Annotated in this window: 9 protein-coding genes and 1 pseudogene; 5 read left to right on the top strand and 5 right to left on the bottom strand. The window is 41.6% G+C overall.

What is annotated here, in order from left to right; translation table 11 throughout:
* The first annotated feature begins 62 nt into the window (after nucleotides 1-62).
* The 5 genes from QSE00_RS09340 (at nucleotide 63) to QSE00_RS09320 (ending at nucleotide 7,053) form a co-directional block, all read left to right on the top strand.
* Nucleotides 63-1,175 (top strand): zinc-dependent alcohol dehydrogenase, encoded by a 1,113-nt coding sequence (locus QSE00_RS09340; protein WP_110356023.1) that lies wholly within the window; start codon nucleotides 63-65, stop codon nucleotides 1,173-1,175.
* Between the two features lie 63 nt (nucleotides 1,176-1,238).
* The gene (locus QSE00_RS09335) at nucleotides 1,239-2,258 is read left to right on the top strand and encodes an NAD-dependent epimerase/dehydratase family protein (protein WP_110356022.1); all 1,020 of its coding nucleotides are present in this window, start codon (nucleotides 1,239-1,241) and stop codon (nucleotides 2,256-2,258) included.
* Complete coding sequence (locus QSE00_RS09330; RefSeq protein ID WP_286105734.1) at nucleotides 2,255-3,226, top strand: Gfo/Idh/MocA family protein; 972 nt, start codon at nucleotides 2,255-2,257, stop codon at nucleotides 3,224-3,226. Before QSE00_RS09335 ends, QSE00_RS09330 begins: the two co-directional genes overlap by 4 nt.
* Before the next feature lie 18 nt (nucleotides 3,227-3,244).
* Nucleotides 3,245-6,451, top strand: coding sequence for a PVC-type heme-binding CxxCH protein (locus QSE00_RS09325; RefSeq protein WP_286105733.1), 3,207 nt, complete (start codon nucleotides 3,245-3,247; stop codon nucleotides 6,449-6,451).
* A gap of 395 nt (nucleotides 6,452-6,846) precedes the next feature.
* Nucleotides 6,847-7,053 (top strand): hypothetical protein, encoded by a 207-nt coding sequence (locus tag QSE00_RS09320; protein WP_110356019.1) that lies wholly within the window; start codon nucleotides 6,847-6,849, stop codon nucleotides 7,051-7,053.
* 238 nt (nucleotides 7,054-7,291) lie between these two features.
* Here QSE00_RS09320 and nhaD read toward each other — a convergent pair whose 3' ends face one another.
* The 5 genes and pseudogenes from nhaD to QSE00_RS25345 all read right to left on the bottom strand — a co-directional run.
* Nucleotides 7,292-8,557 carry a sodium:proton antiporter NhaD gene (nhaD, locus tag QSE00_RS09315; RefSeq protein WP_286105732.1) on the bottom strand — a complete coding sequence of 422 codons (1,266 nt, stop codon included), beginning with the start codon at nucleotides 8,555-8,557 and terminating at the stop codon, nucleotides 7,292-7,294.
* A gap of 671 nt (nucleotides 8,558-9,228) precedes the next feature.
* The gene (locus tag QSE00_RS09310) at nucleotides 9,229-10,593 is read right to left on the bottom strand and encodes an aldehyde dehydrogenase (RefSeq protein ID WP_286105731.1); all 1,365 of its coding nucleotides are present in this window, start codon (nucleotides 10,591-10,593) and stop codon (nucleotides 9,229-9,231) included.
* Between the two features lie 203 nt (nucleotides 10,594-10,796).
* A complete protein-coding gene (locus QSE00_RS09305) occupies nucleotides 10,797-12,305 on the bottom strand; it encodes a parallel beta-helix domain-containing protein (protein WP_286105730.1) in 1,509 nt (502 codons plus the stop codon).
* A 19-nt stretch (nucleotides 12,306-12,324) separates the two neighbouring features.
* Nucleotides 12,325-13,515, bottom strand: a complete 1,191-nt coding sequence (locus tag QSE00_RS09300; protein WP_286105729.1) for a cytochrome-c peroxidase — start codon at nucleotides 13,513-13,515, stop codon at nucleotides 12,325-12,327.
* A gap of 111 nt (nucleotides 13,516-13,626) precedes the next feature.
* Nucleotides 13,627-13,722 (bottom strand): annotated as a pseudogene (locus QSE00_RS25345) (IS982 family transposase); the annotation flags it as partial.

Here is a 13,722-nt window from a genome sequence, read left to right as displayed (position 1 = left end):
AATTGAATTATCAATTTTAGGCTTTAATGTGTACAAAATATTGAAATCAACAAACTATTGCTATGAGTAATTCTATAAAAGGATTTTGCCTACAAACCAATGAAAAAATATATCCAAATACAGATCAATCGGTCCTTAGTAATTCAGCGGTTGTAGAAATGGAAATGCCGCCTTTGAAGGAAGGCGAGATATTGGCCAAAACATTGTATACCGGCATCTGTGGTTCGGATAACAGCGCCACTATTGGCAAGGCCAATTTTGATTGGGTACAGCGTCCCAGGGTTATAGGGCACGAGTTTAGCGCCGAGATCTTGGAATTGGGTCCCGGGGACCACGGGGACCTCAAGGTTGGGGATATTTTCACTCCTCTGGCCATGTTGGGATGTAGGGATGAAGAATGCCCGGCCTGTAGTGTGTCCAAATGGAATCTATGTCCTAAAAAGGAAATAATAGGCTTTCACAGGAACGGGGGGTTTGGGCAACAAGTAGTTTTGGAGTCGGATCGTGTAGTGCCCTTAATGAAAGGCCTAACTCCGGCCCAGGGAGCCTTGGTGGAACCTTTGTCCATCATAACCAATGCTCTTTACAATAAGTGCGATATTAAACCAGGGCAGGATGTCGTGGTAACCGGTTGTGGGATCATAGGGATGATGTCTGCGGAAGTTGCCCGGGCAGCAGGAGCTAGAGTGGCAGTAACCGGTATTGCGCATGATCGTGACATCCGTTTGAAAAGAGCAAAAGAGAGAGGGTTCATAACCATAGAAGTCTCACCGGAAAATTCCTTGACCACCCAATTGCAAAAAGGTATAACCGATGATAAGGGTATTCCTTTCGGCACCAATGGAAAAGTTGATCTGCTTATAGAATGTTCGGGTGTACCACCTGTACTAACCGAGGCCATAGGTGTTGTTAGGCCCGAAGGGGACATATGCGTAATAGCTACCTATGGAACCGATGTACAGATCAACGCCACGCACCTTACCCGGACCTCCTTGAATATGAGGGGGTCCATGGGGTCTTGTAGGGCAGACTATATGGCCGCACAAAAACTAATGGTAACTGGTATTTTTCCTTCTGAACACTATACGGATTACTATGATTTTAAAGACATCAATCAGGCTTTTGAAGATTCGATAAAGGCAAATAATATGAAGGCCGTTGTAAAAATGAACTGATAACTTCAGTGTTCTTGTTCAGGCGTACAACCTATTATTAAAAAAAATCTAGCATTAAGGATTATGCACAAAATATTTATTACCGGAGGTACCGGCTGTATAGGATCGGTCACTATTTATAAGCTTCTACAATCAAAGGAAGTTGAAAAAATTGTTATAGCAACACGCTCCAACAATACAGACCCATTAAAATTATGGCTCCCTGCCGAGTTGGATTCCCGTTTGGAGTTCGTTACCTTGGATGTTTCCAATTACAAAGAGATTGAAAGGGTATTGTTCCAAGTAGATCCCACGCACATTATACATTTAGGGGCCTACCAAAGTCCGGATTGTTCCCGAGATCATATTGGTGGCATGGAAATAAATACCGGAGGTACAATGGCGCTTTTTGATGCTGCTGAAAAATTAACCAAGCTTAAACGGTTTGTTTTTGCAAGTTCGGCCGCAGTCTATGGAATGCGCTCCATGTATCCCCAAGATATCATTAATGAGGATGTTCCCTTGGCCCCACCAAACCATTATGGTATCTGGAAATTATCTGGCGAACACTTGGCACGTCTTTTTCACGATAACACCAAGATACCCACGGTTTGTTTAAGGTTGAACACTACTTATGGAAAGGGACGGGACAAAGGAAAAACCTCTGCCCCCACCAATGCCTTAAAGGCCATTGTCCTTGGACAGGCGGCAGGAAAGGTAATCCCCTTTGAAATGCCATATCAGGGACGGGAAAACTATCATTTTGTTGAAGATGTGGGGGCTCAATTCGCCGCCTGTGCATTACAGCCCTACGAAGGCTTTGGAGCCTTTAACATACAGGGGGAAACAATACCGATTACCTCCTTCCTGGATATTGTAAAAGAACAAGCTACCGCATTGGGTATGGAGAAATATGTATCCCTATCCGTAACCGATGGTGCTCCGCCCAACCTGTTCGTTTGCGATTTGGATCACAGTAAAATTGCAGGTACATTCAAAGATTTGCCATTGACCGATATCGCAGAGGGAATACGGATTTCATTGGTTGAGTTCAAAGCTATGGCCGAAAAAGGCATATTAAAATATTCTACTGCAGCCTCATGAAAGATATAGGAATAGGATTTATTGGAGCGGGAGATATAGCTGATCTACATGCAGAGGCCATTAATAGTTTGCCAGGTACCCAACTTGTGGGACTTTGGAACAGAACCTTTGAAAAAGGGGCAAAAAAAGCCAAGAAATTCGGTTGTAAGACCTATAAAACAGAAGATGAACTGTTTCAGGACCCCAAAATCGATGCCGTTTTCATATTGACCAATATGGAGACCCATTGCGATTATACCATTAGGGCGGCAAAAGCGGGAAAACACATTTTGGTAGAAAAGCCTGCAGCCTCCAGTATTGCTGAACTTCAACTCATGACGGAAGCGGTTGAGACAGCTGGTGTTAAATGTATGCCAGTCCATAATTATATCTATGAATCAGGGATAAAAAGGACGAAATCCATGATCGATACTGGTAAATTGGGGGCTATTTCCCAGTTCTACATGATGTACAATATACATCATGCCGAAGATGTCAGGGCCCGCTATCCTGGGGTAATCCGTCAAATATTGACACACCATAGCTATACTATGTTGTATTTGGCAGGACAACCTAAAACCATATCCTGTCTAAAACATACCGTTGATACCACTATAGCCCCACAAGAAAATGTGGCTATGGCCAATATACAAATGCAAAACGGTACCTTAAGCCATTTATCGGCTAGTTTTGCCAACGATGATCATGCGGGTGATCCATGGACTTGTATTATAAAGGTTATTGGCACAAAGGGAAGTACGCGTTACAGCTATCGGGATTGGGTAATCAATGATCGTAATGGGGCCCATTCCCAAACGTACCAGTGTTATCCTGAATCCATAAAGAATACGGCAACCCATTTCATCAACAATGTTCTGCGGAATAATGAAGCCCCACTTTCAAGCCTTGAAGATGCCATTACATGCCAGCGAATTATAGAGGCTTGTGAAAAATCTGAAAAAGAGGGAATACACGTGAATATCAATTAATTATATACCAAAAAAAAGATGAATATTAACAAAAACGTTGCAAGGGGAAAGTTGTTTTTAATGCTTTTCCTAGTCCTTGGATTTTACAGTTGTAGTAAAGAGGAAGACAACACTTTAAAAATTTCCCCTAATTCACATATTGTACTAGTGGGTAATAATTTAGGATCACGTATGATGAACTTCGGGCATTTCGAAACTGAAATGCAACTTCGTTTTCCCAATGATTCCTTGTATATCCGCAATATGTGCGATGGCGGTAATACGCCCGGTTTTAGGCCGCATTCTTCACGGAATTCGCCATGGGCCTTTCCAGGTGCGGAAAAATTTGAGCACGAATCCGGACAAGCCATACATTTTGAGGATGATGAAAACGGACGCAGATCGGGCCCAATAGGTCATTTTCCTTCTCCAGATGAATGGATTACTAGCTTGAAGGCCGATATTATCATCGGATTTTTTGGGTATCCCGAATCCTTTGAAGGACCAGAGGGAGTGGATAATTACAAGGAAGAATTACGGGCCTTTATCAAGCACACGCTCAATCAAAAATATAATGGTTCCACTCCTCCGCAGTTGGCCCTTGTTTCACCTATTGCCTTTGAAGATCTTTCAGATAAGATGGATCTACCGGATGGAAAAAAGGAAAATGGGAACCTTGAACTTTATACGGCTGCCATGAAGGAAGTTGCAGCTGAAGAGGGTGTCCTTCTGGTGGACGCCTATGAACAGACCAAGGAATGGTACCAAACGGAAAGTACGGATTTGACCCAGGATGGATTTCAGTTGAACGATTTCGGATATCGGAAGTTTGCCACATTGCTGGCCGATAAAGTTTTCGGGTCTAAAGAAATTAAGTTGGAAGAAAACCGTGAATTGGTAAATGAAGCTGTAAATGAGAAAAACTGGTTCTGGCATAACGATTTTAAGATCCCGAACGGGGTACATGCCTATGGAAGGCGTTATGACCCATTTGGTCCGGATAATTACCCTTATGAAATTGAGAAGATAAGGCAGATGACCGCCATAAGGGATACGGCTATTTGGCAAGCCCTAGAGGGTAAGAAAATGGATTTGGCCAAAAGTGATGCCAAAACCAGAACATTGCCCGAAGTAAAGACCAATTATAAGCCTAGCAATAAAAATGGAACACCGGAATATCTGTACGGCCAGGATGCACTGGACAAGATTAAACCGGCACCGGGCTATAAAGTGGAACTTTTTGCTTCAGAAGTGGAATTTCCCGATCTAGCCAATCCAGTGCAAATTTCCTTCGACAATAAAGGAAGGTTATGGGTAGGGGTAATGCCCAGTTATCCACATTACAAACCGGGTGATAGTAAACCCAATGATAAGTTATTAATATTTGAGGATACCGATAATGATGGTAAGGCGGATAAGCAAACTGTTTTTGCGGACGGACTTCATCTTACTATAGGATTTGAATTTGCACCAGAAGGAGTATATGTTTCCCAAGGTACCAACCTGGTATTGTTAAAGGATACTGATGGTGACGACAAGGCCGATGCAAAGGATATTATTTTAAGTGGTTTTGATGACCATGATACCCACCACGCCATTAGCGCTTTCACAGCAGATCCTTCCGGGGCAATCTATATGGGTGAGGGAGTGTTTCTTCATACCAATGTGGAAACTGCTTATGGAACCGTTAGGGGTACCAACGGAGGGTTCTACAGGTATAGCCCACAAAGACATTATTTGGAGCGTACCGCGCAATTGCCCATTCCAAATCCATGGGGTATTGCGTTCGATGATTGGGGGCAACCGTTTTTTGAACATACGTCGGGACCCTCTGCCACTTGGATGATGCCCGGAACCATTGTGCCCAGGTACGGCGTAAGTTCGCCTTTACCGGAAAACCTTATAGAAAAAGACCATTTAGTGAGACCCACTTCAGGATTGGAATTTGTGTCGAGTAGACATTTTCCTGACGCGGCTCAGGGCAATATGTTGATTGCCAATACAATTGGGTTTTTAGGGATTAAGGAACATTCCATGGTAGATGACTCTAAAACCGCTGGTTATGTTAGTAAACATCAGGAGGATCTAATTTCTTCAAGCGATAAGAATTTTAGACCTGTAGATATGGAATTTGCCCCGGATGGCTCCTTGTATTTCATAGATTGGCACAATGTGCTAATTGGCCATATGCAGCACAATGCCCGTGATCCATTACGTGACCACGTTCATGGGAGGATCTATCGGATTACTTATCCATCCAGGCCCTTGGTAGAACCTGCCAAGATAGTCGATGCCAACATTGACGAATTATTGGACAATCTTAAGCTTCCGGAATACCGTACCCGTTATAGGACCAAAAGGGAATTACGAGCAAGGGATGCCTCTGAGGTATTGTCGAAGTTAAAGACATGGGTAGCAAACTTGGATACCACAGACCCTAGATACGAACACCATGTTTTGGAAGCCCTTTGGGTTACATGGGGCTTGGATAAGGTTGACGGGGAATTGCTAAAACAAGTGTTGAATGCCAAAGATTTTAAGGCTCGGGCAGCTGCAGTAGGCGTTCTTCGCTATGCAGGACATCAAATTCCCGATCAGGCCGAACTTCTTATGCAGGCAGCCAAGGATGACAATCCAAGGGTAAGGTTGGAAGCCTTGGTAGCAGCCTCGTGGTTGGGTAGGGATATTGGAATTCCCATAATCACAGAAGCTGGTAAAAAAGGTTTGGATAAATGGATGGAAAAACCATATGAATCGGCAATCGCCCATTTAAACGGGCACAAGGCGGGCGAAGAGCCCAAAGAGGTGATTAAAACGGATCTAAAGGGAAAGGATTTGGAATTATTGGTTGCCGGAAGGGAAATATATATGAGGGATGGTTATTGTGCCACCTGTCACCAAGCAGATGGTCAAGGACTGGAAGCTTCTGGTTTTCCTCCCCTTGCTGGCTCCGAATGGGTTACCGGTAATGAGGATAGACTTATAAAACTTACTACCAAGGGTCTTATGGGGCCTATTGTTGTCAATGGTAAGACCTATCCGGGTCAGGTACCTATGACACCATTTGGAAATTTACTTACTGCAGATGAAACTGCAGCCGTATTGACCTATGTAAGGAATACCTTCGGCAATAAAGCCGCCCCAATTTCACCGGAGAAAGTGAAAGAGGTACGCGAGCAGATCAAGGACAAGCAAGGCTTTTATTCGCCAGAGGAATTGTTAAAAGAGCACCCTCACGGCAAATAGTCGAGTTGGCAGTTAATTTTTAATATTTGGTAAAAAGGCTGGTTATAGGATTTTCCTTATACCGGCCTTTTACATTGGAAAGGTCCTTGATTGTTTTGGATGGGACTTTTGGCTGTTTCTTTTCCAGTATTCAAATTGTTCATATCTGTATTGACTTACACTCCATTCCTAGTTCAAAAAAGTGAGTAGGAGGTATTACAACCTAGTTGATACCTTGGCAGGAATCAAAGCCTCTTTCTGCTAAGTTTATGTTAAAAGTGACTGTTTTTTAGGTTTATATATTAATAAGCCATATTATTCCTGATTAATGTGTTAAGTTTTCAAACGTTTATACGACTAAGGAGATTTAGCACAAATAGAATTAATAGTTAAACAGTAAAAACGAGTTATTAAATATGGGAAGGCCGGCGACAAAACCAACGGAACTTAAGGACGGATATTACATTGAAGTTCGTAATAGAAACCAGAAAACTGGAGGTATAAAAATCAGAAGGGACACGGAGGAGCAAATGCTTCTTGCCCTTGCAGAATATAAGAAAAGCAAAGACGTTACAGTACTTGGTGAATTAAAAAACGGTAAAATGCTGGATTTGGCAGGTTAGCCTCCAAAGTACATTGTGGTATAAAAACCCTGCTTTCTTTAGGGCAGGGTTATTTTTTTTTATTAAAAGCGTTTCTGTGTACATGCCTTATAGATAAAGAAGTCATCATTAATTGGCTTGGGCATAATTTCATCACAGATGACTCAATATGTTACTCGGGCAATGATTGGGGTTTTAAGAATCTTTATCCGTTACGTTTACACTATTTTTATGTTTTGAGGTGGACTCAGACTTAGTCTTAGTTGATTAAAATAAAGACCAATATGCCTGAAAAGTAGCCAAGTAAGGCCAGCCAGGCTATATGGCGCAAGTACCATAAAAAATCTATTTTTAAAATTCCCATTGCTGCCACTCCAGCGGCAGAACCTATAACAAGAACACTACCCCCAGTACCTGCGCAATAGGCCAAAAATGTCCAGAATTCATGATTTTGTGGAAAGGTTTCCATAGAATACATACCCATGGCACCAGCCACCAAAGGTACATTGTCTATCAAGGACGATAAAAGCCCCAATAAGGTATTGGTAATATGGAAATCGTGAAAAGCGGTTTCTAATGCACTCCCCATAAATTCTAAAGAGCCATTGGTTTGTATGGCGGCAACCGCCAACAGAATCCCTAAAAAGAAAAGAATACTGGGGGTATCAATTTTTTGAACCGTATAAGCGACGGATAAATGGTGTTTTAGTTCAATAGGTTTATTTTTATGCAGTATTTCCGTGATCAGCCACAATAAACATAAACTAAATAACATCCCTAAAAAAGGAGGTAGATGTGTAATAGCTTTAAATACCGGTACCATCAAAAGCAGACCTACACCCAAAATCAAAATAAAATTGCTTTCCCCAGGACTAATTTGATGTGTCGTAGGGGGAGTGGGAACCTCGGCTTCAATAGTTCTGCCCTTATAATTATACGAGGCAATTAATAAAGGAACCAATAAACAGACCAAACTAGGTAAGAATACCTCGGTTATTATGGTATTTGTGGAAACTTGACCCCCATTCCAAAGCATAATTGTGGTAACGTCGCCAATGGGTGACCAGGCACCACCTGCATTGGCGGCAATGATGATAAACCCGGCAAAATACCAAAGGTCCAATTTGCTTTTAAAGAATTTTCTTAAAATGGCCACCATGACAATTGTGGTGGTTAGGTTGTCCAAGACAGCGGATAGGAAAAAAGTAAGCAAGCAAAGTACCCAAAGTAGGACTAACATGCTTCGAGTTTTTATGACCCTTAGGATAATTTCAAATCCATTATGTATGTCTATCAATTCAACAATGGTCATTGCTCCAAGTAGAAAGAAGAGAATTTCGGAAATTTCTTCAAAATGTTCCTTAAGTTGTATTAAGGTTTCTGAAAAATTAACTCCCGAATGGGCAACTATGATCCATAATACAACCCCAATTAACAATGCGGTAGCTGCCTTGTTAATTTTAACAACATGCTCCAGTGCTATGATCATATAGCCGGCAATAAAAAAAAGTGTGGTGATCAGCATGATAGTTTTATAGAAAATCTATTATTTGTTCTCATTATATTTTCAGTTTAACCTGTGTACGATTAGGTATTCAACTATTGAAATTGGTTCTTTTGCATAAAGTTTTTTTACCTCGTTCAATGGGCAATTGGAGAAATGATGGCTTTGGGATAGAGCGGTTGCCCCTTTTTATTTCAACAAGGCCAGATGGCACTTGCTATTTATAATACTAAGTAGATGCTATGTGCATAGAAAAAATAGTGTTATTTAAAGGCGTGACAATAAAGAAGGAAAGGCATTTGCCTAAATCCCTTTTATCTAATAGCCAATTCTAAGGTATAAATAATAATCGTTAATGGATTGTTAAAAATAAATTAGGGGTACGCTTTCTTGTAGAGGTGTCCATTTGTTTTGGTTTCTATAATTTGTGGAATCATTTACTGTAGGCACAAACTCGTTGAGGAGTCGGGGTTGGGCCGGCCATTGCCTTTTCAACGGGGTTTTGGGATTGGTACACAGTCCCCTGGGCTATTATAGTTTACTCACTAAGTATTCATAGATCGACATATCTTAAAAATACCAGAATGCCAATACTATTTGGCCAAAGGCAATGTTTACACCCCTTAAACACAGTTGATTTATGGTTAAGTGGCCATAGGGGAGGGTAGATCATTGGCTGCCAAGTTGCATGGCTAAAACAGGTGTTTTATTTTTTTTACGATTAACATGGGCAGGTTGTAAGGGGGATATCGGAGTGGTGCATCCAACCAATTTGCTTTTTTAACAATGGCCTTATGATGTGAAAAAAGGTCGAAGGATCTTTTACCGTGATAAGCTCCTATTCCACTAGCTCCAACTCCTCCAAAAGGGAGGTTTTTATTCGTAATTTGAATTACGGTATCATTGATAGCACCCCCGCCAAAACTGTATTTATTGATTATTTTTTTCTGAAATGATTTTCGGTTCGAAAAGATATAGGTGGCCAAGGGCTTTCCGTAATTCGTTATATGCCTATCTATGTCATCTTCATTGGAGTAGGCAAGAATTGGTAGAATTGGCCCGAAAATTTCACCATGCATCAATTTACTGTCTAATTTGGGCTCCTCTACCAGTGTAGGGGATAGGTAGTTGTCCTCATCGTTACAATCTCCGCCAAAAAATATTTTTTCGCCCACTAGCATATCTTTTAATCCATCATAATGCCCTTTGTTAACTGCTCTGGTATAATCGGGAGATTGCTCTATGTTTTCTCCATAGCATTTGGTGATATTTTTTATTAAGGCAGCCACAAGCTGGTCCTTCACTTCTTTATGGACAAGTATATAATCTGGAGCAATGCAGGTTTGGCCCGCATTTAAGAATTTGCCCCAAACAATGCGTTTTGCGGCCAGGTTGATGGATGCCGTTTCATCCACTATTGTGGGGTTTTTACCACCTAGTTCCAAGGTGACAGGGGTAAGGTGTTTTGCCGCTGCCTCATAGACTATTTTACCTACCCGGGTACTTCCCGTAAAAAATATGTAATCCCATTTTTGGGATAAAAGTTCTTGGGATACTTCCACACCACCTTCCACTACGGCTACATGTTCCGATTCAAAAACGGCAGAGATGATCTCCGATATGATCGACGCTGTATGGGGTGTTGCTTCGGAAGGTTTTACAACAACCGTATTTCCTGCAGCAAGGGCAGCGATCATTGGGGCAAATACCAATTGAAAAGGATAATTCCATGGGGCAATAATAAGGACTGCCCCAAAGGGTTCCCTATAGATCCAATCTGAAGACGGCCAATTCATCAAGGAGGCCGATTTCCTTTCGGGACTTGCCCAATTGTCAATATTTTTTAATACCAATTTTAGCTCTGCCAAAACAAACTGTGTTTCTGCTGCCAGGGTCTCAAATTTAGGTTTTTTGAAATCTTTGTAAATGGCTTCCGCAATATCATCCTCACGGGCAATTATTTCTTTTTGCAATCGCCTTAGGGCATTTTTTCGAAATGGAACATCTTTGGTCTTTTGTGTTGCAAAAAATTCATGTTGTTTTTCCAGTATCTTCATGGCATTAAATTAATATAAAAAACATCCACAACCTTCCCATATGGCATAACATTAATATTATATTATAAATCAGGTACAAAATGTACTTGACTATTTATTTTTTTTGTCATAGCAATCATTTGTATTGATTTCGAACCATGTTGAAATCATAATTCGCTGATAATGTATTGATGCAGCTATTTTTTTGTAGCTGTGTCCTTGGTTCAATGCTTTAATGAGAGAATATACTCCGCTACGGCCATTTTGGCTTCCTCCGATAAATAATCCTGGGGAGGCATTTCCGGATAGTCTTCCCTAAGGTTTTTTGGAGCAGTGATATAATCCACTATGCCCTGTGGGTTGTCTTGGTGAATGGCCTGTAGGATTTCTGTTGGCGGACCTATCAGTCTAGTGCCAAAGGCGTGACAACCAGCACAGACTCCATAATAGGTGAGCTCGCCCAATTCTTCTTTGGAAACCGATCTTGGTGGCACCGGCGCTGGAGTCCTCATTGTTGGGATATCTTGGGTGTCGCTTATTTGAGCGATGCCGTAATTTTCCAAACCAAAAGTTCGATATTTGCTTCTATCCCTTATGGTACTTCCGGAGCCTCCACCATAGGCGAAAATATCTGGGCCATGGGTATCCATTTGGGTAAGCATTATGGCCTTTATTTCACCCGTTGGGTCGTTGCCGTTTTCGAACATAATATTGTCCAAAATAACGACCCTGTCCGGGTTTCCTTCGGAATTGGGATCGTTGGCTTTGGGCGCCCCAGTAGCGAGATCCACGATGGTAATCCCTGTGTTGTTATTGCCGGTAATAATATTGTTCTCAACAATCACATCATCGGCGGCCATGATTAAAATACCCGTACCTGATGGAATTCCCGAAACCGTAGACCCGGGGGCACCAAAGTTTTCGTGGTTGTTGTTTACCACAAAATTGTTTCTAAAGATAACGTCAAAGGTGGTTTTTATGGGAAGTCCCGGGGTTACAAATGCCAATAGTCCCCCTGTATTGTTGTGCGCATAATTGTTTTCCACCAAACAGTGCCTGGAATTCTCGATCTCTATACCTGCAACGTTGTCAAATACTTCATTGTGCAGTACGTCCACATTATCGCACATGCCAATATATATGGCAGCATCCGCAATTTTACTCAGTACGTTATGAGCTACCAAACCGTTTTTGCCATACTGTGGAAAAATGCCATAAACACCGGTATCTATAATCCAGTTGTTGCGTATTGTAAAATTGTTACCGGCTTGGCCCATTATACCATTGCCTTTGTAATGGATTATTTTAAAATTCTCGATTAGAATTCCATTGCCCGAATATAGGAAGGCATCATTTATTTCCTTTTGGCCATCCAAGGTTGGCCATTCTCCGTTGATCACCACCCCTTGAAGGCTAATATTATCCTTGTCAATGTAAACGTTCTCCGAGTACGTTCCCGGATAAACACGTATTAGATCACCTGGATTGGCCTCTTTAACGGCATTTTGAATGGACGAACCATTTTTGACTTCTATGATCTTACCTGAAAATTCTTGTTCGTAAACAGCTTGTACCGAGTCATTGGCTAGCCTTACATTTCTATGTTTTAGGGAGGAAGGAATAGGAACGGTCCCTATATTTTTTTGTCCAAAGAACGATTTTCCAAGGAATATACCTGTCCCTATGAGTACAACGGCGGTGATGATCCTTATAAAAGGCGATTTTTTCTTCATTGTTCCAATTGGTTATTAATTAAGTAGATACTTTAAGTCCTGAAGGCAATACTTCCGGAATTTCTGGTTTAAAGGATTCATCGGTCAAGGTCTTAAGAAAATCCACTAAGCGATCCATTTCGTAATCGGTTAAATTAGGTTCCCATATATGCCAATGAATCAGTAGGTTTTCATCTTCCGGTACCGCATGTCCACGCCCGTCCGTATAAAATTGAACGGTTTCGCGAAGTGTTTTGAATCTTCCAGAGTGCATATAGGGAGCGGTTAGTGCTATATTCCGTAAGCTGGGGACCTTAAAAGCTCCTCTTAGGCTTTTGTCATCGAACGGTATTTCGGCTCCTGGGTCCAATGGAAGTCCCTCTGGTTCAGGGGTGCCTATAACGGCAAATTGTTGATTTGTAAATAGGGGAGGGGTATGGCATTCGGCACAGCGCGCAACAAAAGACCTAAAAATGTTGAGTCCTTCAATTTCGTTTTTGTTCAGGGCTTGGTCATAACCATGGGCATATTGGTCATATTTACTATTTAGGGAAACCAATGTGGATTGGAAGGCGGCAATGGTCTTTGTAATTTCCTTGAGCAGTATTGGCTCGTCCATGGGCTTATTTGGAAATGCTTCCGCAAATAGTTTTTTGTAATTATCAACTTCATTCAGGGTACTGAGTAAGTTCTCCGGTGTATTTCCCATTTCAACCTGGGAAAACAATGGTTCCAACATTTGCTCTTCCAAAGTAGAGGCACGACCGTCCCAAAAAAGTTTTTTTAGATACCCCACATTATACAGGGAGGGGGCGGCCCTTTTTAGTTTGTGCCCATCTATGCCACGGCTTACCGCCAGTCCATCACTAAATCCTTTATTCGGATCGTGGCAGCTGGCACAGGAGATGGTTTGGTCCACAGACAGGATGGGGTCAAAAAATAAATACCTTCCCAAATCGATTTGTTGCGGGGAAAAGCCATCCCTGATTTCTGGTAAGGCCGATTTTAAGCCTCCTACACCCACCTTGTTGGTTGTGGCGTATTGGCTATAGAGATTTCTTGCAATACACTGATTATTGGCGTTCAGTTTAAACCCGGGAGGGCAGGTACTTTTTAAAAGGGGCACTAGGTAATAGGCAGTGGGTCTTTGGCCTGCAAAAAACACCAGCGCCAAGATAGCTGGAATTGCCACTGAAATAATTATTTTTAAAACGACCCTACTTTTTTTCATTTGATCCTGTGTTGGTCTTTGGTTATTTCATAACGTTTTGAACAGCAAAAGCTAAACTGGTTTTCAATGATTTAAAGTTTCATTTAATTTAACGTGAGTTCGATATAAGGACTATCCAATTCTTTGAAGGTTGTCTATATTGATGTTTGGTTTTGTTGGGTAAAAGGCATATGCAATGAGTCCGGAAACCATATTTGTGATGAAGTT

Source organism: Arenibacter flavimaris (genome assembly GCF_030291335.1).
Classification (GTDB): domain Bacteria; phylum Bacteroidota; class Bacteroidia; order Flavobacteriales; family Flavobacteriaceae; genus Arenibacter.
This window is presented reverse-complemented; position numbering and strand designations above follow the sequence as displayed.